The sequence below is a fragment of the Actinoplanes sp. NPDC051405 genome (assembly GCF_055586185.1).
The window spans coordinates 154409-170352 of the sequence record NZ_JBVJIR010000008.1 but is presented as its reverse complement, the minus strand read 5'-3'; the positions used below and the strand labels follow the sequence as shown (position 1 = coordinate 170352).

Below are 15944 nucleotides of genomic sequence, written 5' to 3'. Positions count from 1 at the left end.
CGTGCTGGGACTGGCCGCGCAGATGCTGCGCTTCCGTAAGGGCACTTTCGTGGCGACGTTCGTCGCGCTCGCCGCCGGCGTCATGATCCTGATGGCCTGCGGGCTGCTGGTCGAGTCGGGCCTGCGCTATCAGGGCTCACCCCAGCGGTACGCGGGGACGGTGGCCGTCGTGGCCGACCGTGATCGCACCATCGCCGGGCCGGAGATCTTCGGCGAGACCGAGTCCACCACTGTGTCGCTGCCTGAGGGTGGCCGGGTTCCGGACACGCTGGTCGCGACGATCGCTGCGTTGCCGGGCGTGGCAAGCGCCGTGGGCGACCACTCGATCGCGGTCACGCCGGTGGCGGCGCCGGGGGTGCGGACCACCGGCCATGGTTGGGGGAGTGCCGCGCTGGCCCCGTACCGGATGGTGGCCGGCACCCAGCCGCAGGCCGACGGTGAGATCGCCGTCGATGCCCGGCTCGCCGCAGGCGGGAAATTGCAGCCCGGGGACGCCACCGCGATCGTGGTGGGCGGGGCCGAGCGCAAGTTCCGGGTGAGCGGTGTGGTCGACGCGGTGGGCCCGCAGGCGACGGTGTTCTTCACCGACGCGCAGGCCGCGCGGCTCGATCCCCATCCGGGCAGCTTCACGGCGATCGGTGTGCTCGCCGAGCCCGGCGCGGACAAGTCGGCCGTGGTGGCCGCGGTCCGCAAGGCCGCGCCGAACGTCAAGACCTATGTGGACGGCGAGCGGGGGCTCGTCGAGCAGCCCGAGGCAGTGGCCGCGCGGGCGCTGACCGTGCAGGCCGGTGCCGCGTTCGGTGGTTACGCCGCAATGATCATCATCTTCGTGGTGGCCGGCACGGTCGGGCTGTCGGTCCGGCACCGTCGCCGCGATCTGGCGCTGCTGCGGGCGATCGCGGCCACCCCCGGCCAGGTACGGCAGATGATCCTCGCCGAGGTCGGCCTGCTCAGCCTGCTCGCCGCGGTCGTCGGCGTCCCGGCCGGCCTGGCCGCGACCGCCTGGACCCGGAACCAGCTCGTGACCCGCGGCTTCGTTCCCGGCACCTTCGAGCTGAGCGGCGGTGTGCTGTCCGCGCTGGCCGTGACCGTGGCGGTGGCAGTCGTCGCGCTGAGCTCCGCGTGGATCGCCGCCCTGCGCACCACCCGGATCCGCCCCACCGAGGCGCTGGGTGAGGCGGCCGTCGAGCGCGCCCTCGGCGGCCGGGTCCGGATCGTGTCCGGCCTGGTCTTCCTGGCCGGCGGGGTGTCGCTGATCGGCCTCACCGGCGCCACCGACGGCACGACCGCGCTGGGTGCCGCGACCGGCATGCTCTACACCTTCGTGCTGGCCATCGCCCTGCTCGCGCCGTGGATCAACCAGGCCGCGGCCCGGCTGCTCACGCCGGTCCTGCGGACCGTCTGGGGCACCAGCGGCTACCTGGCGGCGGCGAACCTGCGGGCGAACGCCCGGGGCATGGTCGCGGTGCTGAGCGCGCTGGTGCTCTCGGTCGGCTTCGGCGGCACGGTGTGGTTCCTGCAGGACAACCTGCAACGCCAGACGGTGGTCCAGAGCCACGACGGCACACTCGCCCAGCATGCGCTGACCGGCGGGGCCGGCCTGCCCGCGACGGCCGCGGCCGAGGCCCGCAAGATCCCCGGGGTGGTCGCGGCGACGGGGGTACGCCGCACGTCGGTGATCGTCCCCAACCAGCTCGAGGCCCAGGCGGTCGCGGCCCAGGGCATCGACCCGGTGGGTGCGGACCAGACCCTGGACCTGGGGGTACGGTCGGGAAGCCTCGACGAGCTGCGGGTCTCCACAGTGGCCGTGTCGACGACGCTGGCGGACTCGGCCGGCTGGAAGCTCGGCGACGACGCCCGGCTGTGGCTCGGCGACGGCGTGCCGGTGACCTTGCGGATCGTCGCGCTGTACGACCGCGGCTGGGGTTTCGGCGACGTCACCCTGGACACCGAGACGCTCACCGGCCACACCGCGACCGGCCTCAACGACCACGTCCTCATCCGCACCGCGCCGGGGGCGGACGTCACCGCGGGCCTGGCCGATCTCGCGAACGCCTATCCGCTGAGCACCGTGGTCGGCACCGAGCAGCTGACCGGTGAGCTCGCCCAGGACCTGGCGATCAGCGCCTGGCTCAACAAGCTGCTCATCATGGTTCTGGTCGGGTACGCGGTCCTCGCGGCGGCGAACACCCTGATCATGGCGGCGCTGGCCCGGGCCCGCGAGCTGTCCCTGCTCCGCCTGGTCGGGGTGACCCGCGGCCAGATCAAGCGGATGGTGCACGCCGAACAGGCCGGCCTGCTGGGCGTGGCCCTGGCGATCGGTACGGCGATCGCAGCCATCACGTTGTCGTCGGTGGTCCACGCGGTCTCGGGCGATCGGATCCCGTACGTGCCGGCCCTCGGTGCGGCGACGATCCTCGGCGGCACGGTCGCCCTGGCGCTGGTCGCGACGATGCTGCCGATCGGCCGGGTGCTGCGTACACCACCGATCGAGGGCATCGGGCTGCGTGAGTAGATCTCCGGATTACCCAATCTGCGATGTAGCAGTCTGAGTAGTAGCGATCAGCGCACTGGCCATGCTTCACTGGAACAAGAAAGGGCGGAGTCCGAGGGGAAACACCACACGGCACCCGGCGGCAACCGGGTGCCGTTCTTCTCGTCAGTCTTCGGTGGGCCGCAGCGGCCGCAGTGCTCCGGCGGCCGCTGTGGCGACGGCGAGCAGCACCGCCACCGCGCCCAGCCCCTTCAGCACGGTGATGTGATCCCCCAAGAAGCCGATCAGCGGCGGTCCGCCCAGGAACGCGCAGTAGCCGATCGTGGCGACCACACTCACCCGCGCCGCGGCCTTCGCCGGATCGTCCGCCGCCGCGCTCATCCCGACCGGGAAGCCCAGCGAGGCCCCGACCCCCCACAGCAGCGCCCCCGCGAAGGCGGTGACCACGTTCGGGCCGAAGACGAAGAGCATCAGCCCGGCGAGGCTCAGCACCGCGAGCATCCGGACCACGGCCACCCGTCCGTAGCGGTCCAGCAGTGCGGGCCCGAACCACCGGCCGACCGTCATCGCCGTCAGGAACGTGGCGAAGGCGAGAGTGCCGATCGTCGCCTCGGCGCCGTAGCCGTCGATCACCGCGACGCTGATCCAGTCGATGCCGGCTCCCTCGGCGAAGGCGAACGCCAGCACGAACAGGCCGATGAGCAGCGTCCGCGGCTCTCGCCAGGTGGCCAGCGTGCGGCGCAGGCCTCCACCCTCGTCCGAGGTGGGCGGGTGCACGTCGTCCGGGCCGAAGCTGCGGACCGCCAGGATCACGATCACTCCGATGAGGACCGCTGAGAAGATCAGATGCGCAGTGACCGGTACGCGCAACGCCACCGCCCCGGCACCGGTCAGGGCACCGGCCACCGTGCCGACGCTGTAGCCGGCGTGGAAGCGGGGCATGATCGCCTTGCCCAGGCGCCCTTCCACCACCGCGCCCTGGACGTTCATGGCCACGTCCCAGGCGCCGTTGGCGAAGCCGAAGAGGAACAGACCGATCACCACCGGCGTGATGCCGTACGGGTAGCCGATGCCGACCGCACTCAGCGCGACCAGCAGCAATCCCGCCATCGTGGCCACCGTGGCCCGCGATCCGAAGCGGGCGACGATGTGGCCGGCGAGCACCAGCGACACGATCGAGCCGGCCGCGATGGCCAGCAGCACCAGGCCGAGCCGCGACGGGGTCAGCCCGAGCCCGTCGCGGACCTGCGGGATGCGCGTGGCCCAGGAGGCCATGGCGAAACCGCAGCCGGTGAACGCGATGTAGACCGCGCGCCGGGACGCGAGGACGTCGACGGTGGGTGCGACGAGGGTGGTGGTCATGCGGTGGCTCCAAGCTGACGGGCGACGATCTCGCGGGTCTCGGCGCGGGTCGCGCCGGGGGTGGTGGCCAGGGTCTTGTGCATGACCAGGCCTTCGATGAGGGCGTCGATGCCCCGTGCGGTGGTCGGATCCATGAACCGTTCGAGCACGGCGCGGCTGGTCCGCATCCACGACTCCGTGACGGTGCGCAACGCAGGATCCCGCAATGCCGCGAGATACAGCTCGTAGGCCACCGCCCAGTCACGCGGGTCGGCGTCCGCGTCACCGTGGATCAAGTCGGTGATCGCGTCGATCAGCTGGGCGGTGGTCGAGACGCCGTCGAACGCGGCCTCGTAGGACCGCGACATGCGTTCCGCATGCCGGCGGAACGCCTGCGCCAGCAGATCCACCAGGCCGTCGAAGTGATAGGTCAAAGACCCCAGGGGTACGTCCGCAGCCGCCGCGATCCGCCGGTGGGTGGTGCCGGCGACGCCGTACTCGGCGATGACGTCGACCGTGACGTCGATGATCCGCAGCTTGCGATCGGGGTCGTACCGGCGTGCCGAACGGGCCGCGCCGGCCTCGGTGGTCACGGCTCCACCTGCCGGATGACCCGGGCCGGGTTGCCGACCGCGACCACGTTGGCGGGTAGCTCGCGGGTGACAACCGACCCCGCCCCGACCACCGTGTTGTCGCCGATAGTGACGCCCGGCAGCACGATGACACCCCCGCCCAGCCAGACGTTGTCACCGATGGTGATGGGTAACGCCGCCTCCCATTTGTCACGACGGGGGCCGGCCGCGACGGGGTGGGTAGCGGTGAGCAGCTGCACGTTCGGGCCGATCTGCACGTCGTCGCCGATGGTCACGGTCGCGACGTCAAGGCTGACCAGCCCGAAGTTCGCGAAGGTCCGGGCGCCGACGAACGTCTGGTAGCCGTAGTCGCAGTGAAAAGGCGGACGGATCTCGCTGTCCGTACCGAAAGCGCCGAGCAGCTCCGTGAGCAGAGCACGCCGGGCGGCACCGTCGGTGGGGTCCATGCTGTTGAGCCGATGGCTCAAGGCGGCGGCCCGGTCGAGCTCACGCCCGAGCTCCGGGTCATCCGCGATGTAAAGCTCACCGGCGAGCATCCGCTCGCGCATCGTCCGTTCACCCATGCGTACAACCGTACATATGATGTGTACGTTTGTACACAGCGATGATCGCTAGAATCCGCCAGGTGACAGCGCAGTGGGATGTCGCCGTGATCGGCGCCGGCCCGGGCGGCCTGGCGGCGGCACACGCCGCAGCCACGGCCGGAGCCCGGACGATCGTGCTCGAGCGTGCGGAGCACCCGCGCTACAAGACCTGCGGCGGCGGCCTGATCGGTACGTCCCTGGCGATAGCCGCCCCGAGGATCAAGGTCCCGGCCCGCGACACGGTCGCGGCCATAACCTTCACCGAGAACGGCCGGCGGGCGTTCACCCGCAGGTCACCGCAACACCCCGTCCTGACGATGGTACGGCGCGACGACTTCGACTTCGCCTGGTACGAAGCAGCCCGCACGGCCGGCGCCGAGGTAAGGCAGAACGCCCAGGTCCGGACCCTCGACCAGGACGCCGACAAAGCCACCGTGACCCTGACCGACGGCGAGGTGATCACTGCGCGGTTCGTCATCGGCGCGGACGGCTCAGCGGCGATCAGCTCCCGGCATGTGGGGGTCACGTTCGACCAGCAGGACCTGGGTCTGGAGGTCGAGGTGGCCGCGACCGAGGCCGACCGCGCGGCGTACAAGGGGCGGGTGCTGCTGGACTGGGGCCCGGTGCCCGGCTCGTACGGCTGGGTGTTCCCGAAGGACGACGAGCTCACCGTCGGCGTGATCATGGAGAAGGGGCGGGGTGCCGAGACCAAGAAGTACCTGGCTGACTTGCTGGCCCAAGTCGGGCTGGCGGATCGGCGGGTCGTCCGCGACTCGGGGCATCTGACGCGCTGCCGCCGTACGGACGCGCCGCTGCGCCGGGGGCGGGTGCTGGTCGTCGGTGACGCCGCGGGGCTCTTGGAACCGTGGACCCGGGAAGGGATCAGCTACGCCCTGCGGTCGGGAACGTGGGCCGGCGAGGTGGCGGCTCGCGCGGAGACGCCTTCGGAGTTGGCCGAATACGATCAGCAGGTGGAGGGCGAACTGGCGCCTGAGATGGCGGCGGGCCGGCGCTTGCTGCGGGTCTTCGCCAAGCACCCCCGGCTGATGCACGCGGCCTTCGCAACACCCATGGGCTGGCGCGCCTTCGAGGCCTTCTGCCGCGGCGAGCTATCCATGGCGAACGTGGTCCGCCGCCCCTCCATCAGCACGGCGATCAACCTCCTCGGCGGCCGCGCCGCCTAAGGCGCGCGGCGGATCCAGGGTGCCCACTGCACGGCGGCGGCGAAGCCCTCGCGCCGGGCGGCTCGCGCCTCGGCCGGATCGATCGGTGCCTGGCGGGTGGTCCGCAGCCCGGGCCCGATGAGCCGCGTCTCGAGCCACGACCCGGTGACCCCACGCCGGACGCGTTCCCACAGCCCGCCCTCGACGTGCGCGGACACCCGGGCCCGAAGATCCTCGACCAATGCGGCCGGGTCCTCGGCGCAGTCGTCGCAGCCGCAGTCGGGCAACGCCTCGAAGAACCAGCGGCCCAACCGCAGCACAACGCCCGGAAAGTCGGTGAAGGCGATCGACAGCGGCCCGGCGGCCGGGCTACGAGGCATCAGCCGGACGGTGCGCACGACCTCGGCGCCCGGCGCGGGTCCGACCGGCTCCTTGCTCTCGCGCCGGTCGACGACGTAACGCTCGGTCAGCTCATCGAGAACGTCCTCGGCGGCCTCGTGCAGCACGAGGAACCGCCCCGCGTCAGAGACCCGGGAAGAGAAGCTGTCCGGTCGCGATCCGGTGTCGCCCACCAGCGAAGTATGCCCCGCTCGGCCCGGGGCACAGCCGGGAACGCCAGAAGATCAGCGACCGGAAATGCTCACTCGGGCTGAAACTCCCCGGCCACGAATGCCGCCGCGAAGACGGACAGCTCTTCCTCAGTGAAGAACATCGGCTGCTGCTCGCGACGCTTGCTGTCCCGGACCAGGTACCCGCCGTCGACCGCGGCGATCTCCACGCAGGTTCCGTTCGCGCACTTACTGCTGCTACGCCAAGCAGGTGGTTCCGTCGAGTTCATCATGGTCACTCCTCCGCGATGGTTCCCGAGTTACACGGTAAGCGACGCCTCACAAGTCATGAAGTAGCCAGCAGTGAGTGAACCGGCAGCTAGTGTCAACAAAGTAACTTTTCATGTCATTTGTGAGGTTTTATGTCCGCTCTGCGCACTTTTGGCATGTCTTCCGTGCGCAGAGCGGCCAGCTGGCGTCACTCAGAACTGAAACTCACCCGCTCGTACGCCCTCCACGAAGGCGGTCCACTCCTCCGCCGTGAAGGAGAGTGCCGGGCCGTCAGGCTGCTTTGAGTCGCGGATCAGGTAGGTGTCGGCACCCACTTTCGCTACTTCTACGCAAGAACAGTTTGCGCACCTGCTGCTTTTCCGCCAAGTGGGCAGGTTGATGCCGTTGTCCATTTGTCTACCTCTCGGGATTGCCAAGTGCACCGATCCCCATCGGGTCGGCACAGGGGCGTCGAGTAGTTCAGCCGTCAGTGGCCTGTGTCGGCCGCTTCAAGCGCGCGAATTCTGGCCTGAACGAAATCGATCGTGTCTGTCTCGTTCATGGCTTCCTGCCAGACCTTGTCGTAACGCGCGAAGTGTCGCTGCGTGATCGACCTGGCCTCGACGATTTCGTCGGTCAGTCCGGTCTCGCGATACAGAAGCATGCTGTCGACATGGTGCACGTCGAGCGAGAGCAACTCGAAGGAGGCATTGCTGCTGACGGGAGTGTCGACGTTGAAGGGAATCATCCTCATGTTCAGCAAGCCTGTGGTCGCCAAGCGGCTGAGCTCTTTGAGTTGATCGTTGAAGATTCGCGCTCCACCGATCGGCCGCGTGAAGACTGACTCGTCCAGCAGCGCGAACACGGAAGGGGAAGGACTGCGTTCGAGGAGCGCGCGCCGTCGCAGTCGGTGAGCTTCCAGGAGCGTATCGACGGCTCGTCCGGAGATCTCGTCCGCCCACAACTCATAAATGGCGTTGCGATAGTCAGGAGACTGAAGCGGCCCCGGGACGAAATAAATTGAAAAATATCGGAGCGCCGTTGCTTCAGATTCGAACTCGAGCAACTTGCGATAGGAGTCACTGAGGATGGCCCGCATCTGCGGTTCCTGGTACCAGGTCTGGGCTCGACGCATCCGGGCCGTTCTCGCGTCGATGCGCAGCGCCCTGATCAACGAGGTATCCGTTACGCCGAGATGGGCGAGGAGCTTTCTGAGATCGTTCGGCGAGATGGCCACGTCGCCGTTTTCGATTCGAATGACTTTACTGAGCGACCAGTCCATGTGGTCGGCAACCTGCTGCTGACTCACTTGGGCCTTCTCGCGAGCCTCGCGCAAGGCCAGGCGAACGCGTCGGCGAGCGACAGTGGGTGATGCTGCCTCGGCCATGATTCCTCAATAGTCAGCTGGTTCCCGTATTACCTGGAAGTGCTGCGGGAAAGCTTGTCTATCATAGCGGAAACGGATGCAGTCGAGAGGTTCATGATTGCGGTACGTCTCCGGCTGGGCGCCCGCAAACTGACATCGAATTTGTTGCGTTGATACCTGTGAAGTCGACAAGGTGTGTATCCAGCCATTCAAAGAGCACTCGACGTGTGCCGGCACGTCGACTGCACCCGGAACGGATGGCGGCATCGTCAGAAGCTGAACTGCCCTTCGTTGATGCCGCGAACGAAGGCCGACCATTCCTCTGCCGTGAAGCTGAGTGGGTCAGCTTCAGGGTTTTTGGAGTCACGAACGAGATACTGGCCGGCTTCCTTGGCCACCTCGACGCAGGTGCCGTTACTGCAGTAGGAGCTCTTACGCCATTGCAGTGATTCTGAGATAGACACAGGTTTCTCCGGTTTCTTAGCGCACCGACGTTGGTGCACCGTGTGCAGTCAGGGTAGTTCTGGGGTATCGGGAGAAGGCGATTGTGTCTCCAAGTTCTCGATCCTGTTGTCAATAAATCGAATTGTGTCCGATTCGTCTTTGGAAAGGCGCCAAAGTTGGTCGAAACGTTGGCGATGGCGTTGAGTCATGGTCTTGTCCTCGACGATCTCGTCGTTCATACCGTTTTCGCGGTACAAAACTTCGCTATCGGTTTCCTGGGTGCTGAGGGCCAAGAGGTCGTAGCTGCCATTGTTGGCAATGGGATAATCCAGAGCGAACGGCAGCATGCGGAGATGGATTTGCCCTTCGGCGGCCACTCTCCGCATTTCGCGCAATTGTTCGGCAAAAATCTTCTCGCCGCCGATGGGTCGCATGAAGACCGATTCCTCCAGCAACAAAAAAACCTCAACAGCGGCCAGGCGAGAAAGCAACGTCTTTCGCCTGTTCTGCCGAGCTGCGAGCAGCAACTCCTTTTTCGGGGAGCCGAGCTCTTCGCCGAATTTGCCGGTCAGTGCGGCGGCGTAGCTCTCGGTCTGCAGAAACCCTGGTATGTAGTAGATGGAGTAGGACCGGATCGCGACAGCCTCGATCTCGTACTCGATCAGGCGACGTGTGGCATCGGACAGATGCTCGCGATACTCGGGCGCTTGATACCAGGCCTGCCGCTGCCGCGCCCGCGCGATCCGCGCCGACGTCAGCAGATCACTGACCTGCTTCCGATCCTTGATCCCGTAAAAGGACAAAAGCGGCCGAAGGTCATTGGGCGCGATCGTCACGTCGCCGTTTTCGATGCGGATCACCTTGGACAGTGACCACTCCATCTCCTCGGCGACCTGAAGTTGGGTGAGGCCGGCTGCGTCGCGGGCTTCGCGCAACGCTAGGCGTATGCGGCGGCGCGCGACTGTCGGCGAATCACCTTCAGTCATGAGTCCTTCATCAGCGCGAGGAGTACGTCGGACGAGGCGATCGCAACCTCGCTGGTGGCTATCTTGCAGACAGCGAGGTTGCGACCAAATCGTACTGAGAACGAATCACCGCGTCTCTGGTATTGATCAAACTGTTAGTTGTCACCCGTTAGGAGCACTGCGTGACATGGTTTGTCCGTCATGCGGCGACCAGGTCATATCCGTCGGTGGCCGGCCGGGAGTCCTCGACCGCGCGGCGCAGGGCCCTGGCCACCTGGTTGAAGACCCGTACGTCCGAGGTCGAGTAGAGGGTCACGTTGCTGCCCCGGTACGTGGCCAGCAGCTCCCACCGCTGGGGCCGCGACCGCCAGTACGCCGCTGTGCTGATGCCGGCGATGGCCGCGCAGAGCGGGGCCGACACGAGGACCGCGGTGGTGCCGAGGGTGCTCCATCCCGCCGCCGTCACCAGCAGGGCGGCCAGGCCGACCTGCATTGCCCGGGGGTTTCCGCGGCGGGCGTCGGTGTGCGCCCGCCGGACGTTGCGCAGGTCCCGGATCAGCACCATTCTCACGGGATCCCCGAGCCAGGCGAAATGTCCGTCGGTCACCACTGCGTCGGGTCCACGGTAGTAGATGCGCATGGCGAACTCCTCTCCACGACTCCTTGCGAGGAGGGGAAGTGCGGGCCACCATTGGCGTAGAGATTCGACCCCGCCTCGCGCGTCGCATCGCATGACGCCCCGGAGGCGACAACGGCACCCGGTTGCCGCCGGGTGCCGTTCCTTGTTTCCCTCCAGATCCGCCCTTCAATGCCTGCACTCAGTACAGCATGGCCATGGCGCTGCTCGCTACCACTCAACCTGCCATGTTGCAGATTGCGTACAAGCCGACTCCTGGATCAGGCCGCCAGCACCACCAGCAGCAGGGCCGCCGCGGCCGGGATGACCTGCACGAACAGGATCCGGGTGGTCACCGTCAGAGCACCATAAATTCCGGCTACGACCACGCAGGACAGGAAAAATACCTGGAACGTCAGGTCGTCCGAGATGAGACCATAGATCAGGCCGGTGGCCAGGAAGCCGTTGTAGAGGCCCTGGTTCGCCGCCAGGGTCGCGGTCTGTTCGGCGAACTCCGCGGTGGTACCGAACGTGGCCCGCACCCGATCTGTCCGCCACAGGAACATCTCGAGGACGAGGATGTAAATGTGGATCGCGGCCACCAGGCCGACCAGGATCCGTGCTGCCCATTCCATCGGCCATTCCTTCCGCCGCCGGCGAGCGGGTCGCGGCCGGATCTTGGGCAAACGATAGGACATGGCAGTTCATCGATGAACGTAACCATCGACACGGTGCGTTTCGCCGCCGTGGTCCCCGGGTAGCCGAACTGTTGACGTTGATGAACGAGCAGGTAGGGGAGGGTACAGCCCGCATGGACAGCAGACTCCGGATCGCCAATCAGGCCGTCCAGCCGGTCCTGGTGATGTTCCCCCTCGGCCTGTTCGCGATGGCCGTCCTGTTCGATCTCGGCAACGTGTTCGGCGGTCCCGACATCCTCGGCGCGCTCGCTTACTGGAACCTGGTCGCCGGCCTGATCGGCGGTGTGCTGGCCGCGGCCGCCTCCGCCATCGACCTGATGTTCGTCCGCGGCACCCTGGCGAAGCGGCGCGGCGTGCTCCAGGGCCTGGTCAACATGGGTGTCCTGCTGATCTTCACCGTCATCCTCATGGTCCGTATGCGCACCCCCGACCGGGTGGCCGGCGGCGGCCTGGTCGCGGTCGAGCTGCTCGCCCTGGCCGGTGCCGTCTTCGGTGCCTGGTACGGCGGCGAGCTCGTCAACCGCCGCCGGCGCACCCCGGCGTTTGCCCGCGCCGAGGCCGGGAACCGCATTTTCTGACAGAGCGGAAACGAAGGACAGAGCGGAGACGGAGAGAGGCGCGGACGATGGCGACATCGATCAGTGGCAAGCGGGTCGCGTTCCTCGCGACCGACGGCGTGGAAGAGGTCGAGTACACCCAGCCCCGCAAGGCGGTCGAGGAGGCCGGCGGCACGGCGGAACTCGTCTCGATCAAGGACGGCGAGATCCAGGCCGTCAACCACATGGACAAGGCCGGCACGTACCCGGTGGACAAGCAGGTCAAGGACGCGGCGGCGACCGACTACGACGCCCTGGTGCTGCCCGGCGGCGTCGCCAACCCGGACTTCCTGCGGACCGACCCCGAGGCGGTGCGCTTCGTGCGCGAGTTCTTCAGCGCGGGCAAGCCGGTGGCGGCGATCTGCCACGGCCCCTGGACCCTCATCGAGGCCGGCGTCGTCGACGGCCGCACCCTGACCAGCTGGCCGAGCCTGCGCACCGACCTGGCCAACGCCGGCGCGACCTGGGTGGACGAGCAGGTCTTCGTCGACGACGGCCTGGTGACCAGCCGCAAACCCGACGACATCCCGGCCTTCTGCGACAAGATGCTGGAAGAGATCGCCCACGCGAAATAACCGCAAACGGTACGGACTCCGCCGAGCTGACGTGGCGCACAGACCCCGGTCCGTGCGCCACGGCCATGCCGGGCGGCCGCCGGGCTGACCCGGCGGGGAACGCCTACTTCAGGACCATCCGGCCGGTCGCCTCGAAGGACGCCAGGTCGGCCAGCACCTCGTCGATGATCGGCGACTTGGGGCCGGGCAGCGCGTCCAGCGGGAAGAAGCCGGCGTCCACCGATTCCTCGGTCACCTTCTGCAGCTCGCCCTCCCAGGTGTGGATCCGGAACGACATCAGGATCTGCTGGTAGGTGTGGCCCCACTCGTTGGTGTACGTGTACGAGGTGTAGAAGGCGAACGGCGTCAGCGAGGTCGCGCGCAGCCCGGTCTCCTCCCAGACCTCACGGATCGCACACTCCTGCATGCTTTCGCCCAGCTCCATCGCGCCCGCCGGGATCGCCCAGCGGTGATTGTCGGAACGCTGGATCAGCAGAAGTCTGTTCTGCTCGTCGAGGATCACACCCCGCGCCCCCACGAACAGAATCGTGTCGGTGTCGCCGACTCTTGTCCGTACCCGACCCAGATAGGACTCATCCCACGTCAATGCCACCGGACCAGCGTAGTCAGGCCGACTTCTTCGCCGCCTTCGTGGCAGTGGCCTTCTTCGCCGGAGCCTTCTTCGCCGCTGTGGTCTTGGCGGGCGCGGCAGTCGCCTTCGCGGCTGGAGTTTTCTTGGCCGCTGCCGCCTTCTTCGCCGGGGCGGCCTTCTTTGCGGTTGCTGACTTTGTCCCCGTACCGGATGAGGTTTTCTTGGCGGCCGACTTGGCCGCGCCGATCGGGGTGGCCCCGATCTCCCGGGCCCGTTCCTCCGGGGCCTCGCCGCGGGCCTTCTTGGCGCGTTCGACGCTGGCCTTGAGCGCGGCCATCAGGTCGACGGCGGCCGCCGGGGCCTCCTCGGCCTCCTCCGGCGCGACGATCTCGCGGCCCTCGACCTTGGCGTCGATGACCTCCTGCAAGGCGGCCCGGTAGTTGTCGGTGAACTCGTCAGCCTTGAAGCTGCCGGCCATCGAGTCGATCAGCGAGCTGGCCATCGCCAGCTCGGCCGGGCGGGTCTCGATGTCCTCGTCGAGGAAACCGAAGTCCGGCGTGCGGACCTCGTCGGGCCAGAGCATGGTGTTGAGCACCAGCACGTCGTCGTGCACCCGCAGGGTGGCCAGCTGCTCGCGCTGGCGCAGCGCGACCTTGACGATCGCGACCCGGTCGGACTCGGTCAGCGCGTCCCTGAGCAGCACGTACGGCTTCGCGGCCTGACCCTCGGGCTCGAGGTAGTAGGCCTTGGCGAACAGCAGCGGGTCGATCTGCTCGGCCGGCACGAACTGCAGCACGTCGATCGCCCGCGAGGTGGTCAGCGGGAGCTCGGCGAAGTCCTCGTCGGTCAGGATGACCATCTCGCCGCCGCCGAGGTCGTAACCCTTGGCGATGTCGTCGTAGGTCACCTCCTCGCCGTCGATCGAGCAGGTGCGCTTGTACTTGATCCGGCCGCCGTCGGTGCGGTGCACCTGGTGGAACCGGATGTCCTTCTCCTCCGTCGCGGAGAAGAGCTTCACGGCGATCGACACCAGGCCGAACGAGACCGCGCCCTTCCAGATCGCTCGCATTTCTTCTCCAACCCAGCTGAGTCCACCCGCGGCGGAAAACCCAGGCAACTTCGCTGATGAGCAGTCCCCCGATCAAGGATGGCATTAGTGAGACGCCTGCGTAAGGTGTTCGCTGGTGCCTATGGTGATCAGGTGCCGGGTGCGCCGCTCTCGCCGATGCTCGCCACCGCGGGCACGCTGCCCCGTGGGCCGGGCTGGAGCTACGAGTTCAAGTGGGACGGCGTGCGCGTGCTCTCGTCGTTCACCGGGGGGCCGCCGCAGCTGTGGGCGCGCTCGGGCGCGGCGGTGACGCTGGCATATCCCGAGGTCACCGGCCTGTCGCTGCCGCCCGGATCACTGCTGGACGGCGAGATGGTGGTGCTGGACGCGGCCGGGCGGCCGTCGTTCACCGCGCTGGCCGAGCGGATGCACGTCCGTGATCCCGGCCGGGCGGCCCGGCTGGCGGTGACCCTGCCGGTCACGTACATGATCTTTGACCTGCTCCGGTACGGCGACCAGTCCCTGCTCGACGTTCCGTACGTGGAGCGGCGCGGGCACCTGGAGAGCCTCGACCTGGGCAGCGGCTCGTGGATGGTGCCCCCGGCGTTCACGGACGGGGCGGCCACCGAGGCCGCCGCCCGGGAGAACCGCCTCGAGGGCGTCGTGGCCAAGCGGCTGGACTCGGCGTACCTGCCGGGGGCCCGGTCACCGGACTGGATCAAGGTCAAGTTCGACCGGACCGGGGACTACGTCATCGGTGGCTGGCGGGCCGGGGTGCGCAAGCTCGGCGGCCTGCTGGTGGGCGTGCCGGGTCCGGACGGGCGGCTGCGGTTCCGTGGCCGGGTCGGCGGTGGCATCGGGGCGGCCGCCGAGCGGGAGCTGTTGTCGGTGCTGGCGCCGCTGGAGACCCGGGAGTCGCCGTTCCTGCCCGGCGCGGTGCCCCGCGAGGACTCCCGGGGCGCGCACTGGGTACGGCCGGAGCTGGTCACCGAGGTGCGGTACGGCAACCGGACCCCGGACGGCCGGCTGCGCTTCCCGCGTTTCCTGCGGCTGCGCCCGGATAAGTCTCCGGACGAGTGCGCCGAGGAGGACGACGATGGCTGAGCCGACCCGCAGCGGAAAACCGAAAGTAAGACCTCGGGAGCGATATGCGGTGCAGATCGAGGGCCGCGACCTCGAGGTGTCCAACCTCGACAAGGTGATGTATCCGGCGGTCGGCTTCACCAAGGGTGAGGTGATCGACTACTACACCCGCATCGCCCCAGTGCTGCTGCCCCATCTCAAGGACCGCGCGCTGACCCGGATCCGCTATCCGAACGGCGTCGACGGCATGCACTTCTTCGAGAAGAACGCGCCCGGCGGGACCCCGTCGTGGGTACGGCTGGAGACGCTGCCCGTGCCCGGCTCGACCAAGGACCGCGAGACCATCGACTTCGTGGTCGTCGACGAGCTGGCCACCCTGGTCTGGGTGGCCAATCTCGCCTCGCTGGAGCTGCACACGCCGCAGTGGCGGATCGGCGCGGATCCTGACCTGCTGGTGGTCGACCTCGACCCGGGCGCACCGGCCGCGCTCAAGGAGTGCTGCGGCGTCGCGATGCTGATGCGCGACCGGCTCGCCGACGACGGCCTCGCCGCCTATCCCAAGACCTCCGGCAAGAAGGGCATGCAGCTATGCGTGCCGATCTCCGGGACGCAGGACGCCGAGACGGTCTCGGGCTATGCCAAGCGGGTGGCCGAGGAACTGTCCGCGCAGGTGCCGGGTTCGATCACGGCCAAGATGGCCAAGGCGGTCCGGCCCGGCAAGGTGTTCATCGACTGGAGTCAGAACAACGCGGCGAAGACCACGGTGGCGCCGTACTCGCTGCGGGCTCAGGACAGCCCGACCGCCTCGACGCCGCTGACCTGGGACGAGGTCGCGGAGATGGCGCTGGGCTCCGAGCCGGCCCGGCAGTTCGGGGCCGCCGAGGTGCTGGAGCGTGTGGATACCCACGGGGATCTGCTGGCTGAACTGCTGGAACCTGGGCCGGCCGTACCGACTCGTTGAGCTACCTTGCGTGGCAAGGTACCGTGTG

Annotated in this window: 19 protein-coding genes; 6 read left to right on the top strand and 13 right to left on the bottom strand. The window is 67.9% G+C overall.

Annotation, left to right across the window (positions count from 1 at the left end; translation table 11 throughout):
• Position 1: 1 nt before the first annotated feature.
• Positions 2-2515, top strand: coding sequence for an FtsX-like permease family protein (locus ACZ6S4_RS19175; protein ID WP_465476233.1), 2514 nt, complete (start codon positions 2-4; stop codon positions 2513-2515).
• Positions 2516-2659: 144 nt separating this feature from the next.
• On the opposite strand, the gene ACZ6S4_RS19170 is transcribed toward ACZ6S4_RS19175, so the two are convergent.
• From ACZ6S4_RS19170 to ACZ6S4_RS19160, 3 genes are read right to left on the bottom strand one after another with little or no spacing between them, the layout of a single operon-like run.
• Positions 2660-3856: an MFS transporter gene (locus ACZ6S4_RS19170; RefSeq protein WP_465476232.1), complete on the bottom strand. Its 1197-nt coding sequence runs from the start codon at positions 3854-3856 to the stop codon at positions 2660-2662.
• On the bottom strand, positions 3853-4428 hold the full coding sequence (locus ACZ6S4_RS19165; protein ID WP_465476231.1) for a TetR/AcrR family transcriptional regulator: 576 nt from the start codon (positions 4426-4428) through the stop codon (positions 3853-3855). The genes ACZ6S4_RS19170 and ACZ6S4_RS19165 overlap by 4 nt, the downstream gene beginning before the upstream one ends.
• Entirely contained in the window at positions 4425-4991 is a 567-nt protein-coding gene (locus ACZ6S4_RS19160; protein ID WP_465476230.1) for a sugar O-acetyltransferase, read from the bottom strand. Before ACZ6S4_RS19160 ends, ACZ6S4_RS19165 begins: the two co-directional genes overlap by 4 nt.
• Before the next feature lie 41 nt (positions 4992-5032).
• Between ACZ6S4_RS19160 and ACZ6S4_RS19155 the strand changes: the two genes are divergently transcribed.
• Complete coding sequence (locus ACZ6S4_RS19155; protein WP_465476229.1) at positions 5033-6196, top strand: geranylgeranyl reductase family protein; 1164 nt, start codon at positions 5033-5035, stop codon at positions 6194-6196.
• Here ACZ6S4_RS19155 and ACZ6S4_RS19150 read toward each other — a convergent pair.
• The 8 genes from ACZ6S4_RS19150 to ACZ6S4_RS19115 all read right to left on the bottom strand — a co-directional run bounded on the left by ACZ6S4_RS19150 (position 6193) and on the right by ACZ6S4_RS19115 (position 11019).
• Positions 6193-6747 (bottom strand): DUF6226 family protein, encoded by a 555-nt coding sequence (locus tag ACZ6S4_RS19150; protein ID WP_465476228.1) that lies wholly within the window; start codon positions 6745-6747, stop codon positions 6193-6195. The two genes, ACZ6S4_RS19155 and ACZ6S4_RS19150, sit on opposite strands and share 4 nt — an antisense overlap.
• Positions 6748-6815: 68 nt before the next feature.
• Complete coding sequence (locus ACZ6S4_RS19145; protein WP_465476365.1) at positions 6816-7013, bottom strand: DUF397 domain-containing protein; 198 nt, start codon at positions 7011-7013, stop codon at positions 6816-6818.
• A gap of 192 nt (positions 7014-7205) precedes the next feature.
• Positions 7206-7406: a DUF397 domain-containing protein gene (locus ACZ6S4_RS19140; RefSeq protein WP_465476227.1), complete on the bottom strand. Its 201-nt coding sequence runs from the start codon at positions 7404-7406 to the stop codon at positions 7206-7208.
• Between the two features lie 74 nt (positions 7407-7480).
• Complete coding sequence (locus tag ACZ6S4_RS19135; protein ID WP_465476226.1) at positions 7481-8380, bottom strand: helix-turn-helix domain-containing protein; 900 nt, start codon at positions 8378-8380, stop codon at positions 7481-7483.
• Positions 8381-8628: 248 nt separating this feature from the next.
• Positions 8629-8823 (bottom strand): DUF397 domain-containing protein, encoded by a 195-nt coding sequence (locus ACZ6S4_RS19130; RefSeq protein WP_465476225.1) that lies wholly within the window; start codon positions 8821-8823, stop codon positions 8629-8631.
• A 48-nt stretch (positions 8824-8871) separates the two neighbouring features.
• Positions 8872-9789: a helix-turn-helix domain-containing protein gene (locus ACZ6S4_RS19125; RefSeq protein ID WP_465476224.1), complete on the bottom strand. Its 918-nt coding sequence runs from the start codon at positions 9787-9789 to the stop codon at positions 8872-8874.
• 178 nt (positions 9790-9967) lie between these two features.
• Positions 9968-10408 (bottom strand): DUF6232 family protein, encoded by a 441-nt coding sequence (locus tag ACZ6S4_RS19120; protein WP_465476223.1) that lies wholly within the window; start codon positions 10406-10408, stop codon positions 9968-9970.
• A 257-nt stretch (positions 10409-10665) separates the two neighbouring features.
• The gene (locus ACZ6S4_RS19115) at positions 10666-11019 is read right to left on the bottom strand and encodes a DUF1304 domain-containing protein (protein WP_465476222.1); all 354 of its coding nucleotides are present in this window, start codon (positions 11017-11019) and stop codon (positions 10666-10668) included.
• Between the two features lie 176 nt (positions 11020-11195).
• Here ACZ6S4_RS19115 and ACZ6S4_RS19110 point away from each other — a divergent pair, with 176 nt between their 5' ends.
• The gene (locus ACZ6S4_RS19110; protein ID WP_465476221.1) at positions 11196-11660 is read left to right on the top strand and encodes a DUF2231 domain-containing protein; all 465 of its coding nucleotides are present in this window, start codon (positions 11196-11198) and stop codon (positions 11658-11660) included.
• Between the two features lie 47 nt (positions 11661-11707).
• Positions 11708-12253, top strand: coding sequence for a type 1 glutamine amidotransferase domain-containing protein (locus ACZ6S4_RS19105; RefSeq protein WP_465476220.1), 546 nt, complete (start codon positions 11708-11710; stop codon positions 12251-12253).
• A 103-nt stretch (positions 12254-12356) separates the two neighbouring features.
• Here the strand turns inward: ACZ6S4_RS19105 and ACZ6S4_RS19100 are convergent, their stop codons facing one another.
• A complete protein-coding gene (locus tag ACZ6S4_RS19100) occupies positions 12357-12845 on the bottom strand; it encodes an NUDIX domain-containing protein (RefSeq protein ID WP_465476219.1) in 489 nt (162 codons plus the stop codon).
• Positions 12846-12858: 13 nt separating this feature from the next.
• Positions 12859-13893 carry a non-homologous end joining protein Ku gene (gene ku, locus ACZ6S4_RS19095; RefSeq protein ID WP_465476218.1) on the bottom strand — a complete coding sequence of 345 codons (1035 nt, stop codon included), beginning with the start codon at positions 13891-13893 and terminating at the stop codon, positions 12859-12861.
• A 132-nt stretch (positions 13894-14025) separates the two neighbouring features.
• On the opposite strand from ku, the gene ACZ6S4_RS19090 reads away from it, so the two are divergent.
• Both ACZ6S4_RS19090 and ligD read left to right on the top strand, forming a co-directional pair.
• Entirely contained in the window at positions 14026-14976 is a 951-nt protein-coding gene (locus ACZ6S4_RS19090) for an ATP-dependent DNA ligase (protein WP_465476364.1), read from the top strand.
• Complete coding sequence (gene ligD, locus ACZ6S4_RS19085) at positions 14969-15916, top strand: non-homologous end-joining DNA ligase (RefSeq protein ID WP_465476217.1); 948 nt, start codon at positions 14969-14971, stop codon at positions 15914-15916. Before ACZ6S4_RS19090 ends, ligD begins: the two co-directional genes overlap by 8 nt.
• Positions 15917-15944 lie beyond the last annotated feature (28 nt).

Coding starts and splice junctions, on each gene's coding strand:
- ACZ6S4_RS19170 (WP_465476232.1), bottom strand. CDS start 3,856: ATGACCACCACCCTCGTCGCACCCACCGTCGACGTCCTCGCGTCCCGG.
- ACZ6S4_RS19160 (WP_465476230.1), bottom strand. CDS start 4,991: ATGGGTGAACGGACGATGCGCGAGCGGATGCTCGCCGGTGAGCTTTAC.
- ACZ6S4_RS19155 (WP_465476229.1), top strand. CDS start 5,033: ATGATCGCTAGAATCCGCCAGGTGACAGCGCAGTGGGATGTCGCCGTG.
- ACZ6S4_RS19145 (WP_465476365.1), bottom strand. CDS start 7,013: ATGAACTCGACGGAACCACCTGCTTGGCGTAGCAGCAGTAAGTGCGCG.
- ACZ6S4_RS19140 (WP_465476227.1), bottom strand. CDS start 7,406: ATGGACAACGGCATCAACCTGCCCACTTGGCGGAAAAGCAGCAGGTGC.
- ACZ6S4_RS19135 (WP_465476226.1), bottom strand. CDS start 8,380: ATGGCCGAGGCAGCATCACCCACTGTCGCTCGCCGACGCGTTCGCCTG.
- ACZ6S4_RS19125 (WP_465476224.1), bottom strand. CDS start 9,789: ATGACTGAAGGTGATTCGCCGACAGTCGCGCGCCGCCGCATACGCCTA.
- ACZ6S4_RS19120 (WP_465476223.1), bottom strand. CDS start 10,408: ATGCGCATCTACTACCGTGGACCCGACGCAGTGGTGACCGACGGACAT.
- ACZ6S4_RS19115 (WP_465476222.1), bottom strand. CDS start 11,019: ATGGAATGGGCAGCACGGATCCTGGTCGGCCTGGTGGCCGCGATCCAC.
- ACZ6S4_RS19110 (WP_465476221.1), top strand. CDS start 11,196: ATGGACAGCAGACTCCGGATCGCCAATCAGGCCGTCCAGCCGGTCCTG.
- ACZ6S4_RS19105 (WP_465476220.1), top strand. CDS start 11,708: ATGGCGACATCGATCAGTGGCAAGCGGGTCGCGTTCCTCGCGACCGAC.
- ku (WP_465476218.1), bottom strand. CDS start 13,893: ATGCGAGCGATCTGGAAGGGCGCGGTCTCGTTCGGCCTGGTGTCGATC.
- ligD (WP_465476217.1), top strand. CDS start 14,969: ATGGCTGAGCCGACCCGCAGCGGAAAACCGAAAGTAAGACCTCGGGAG.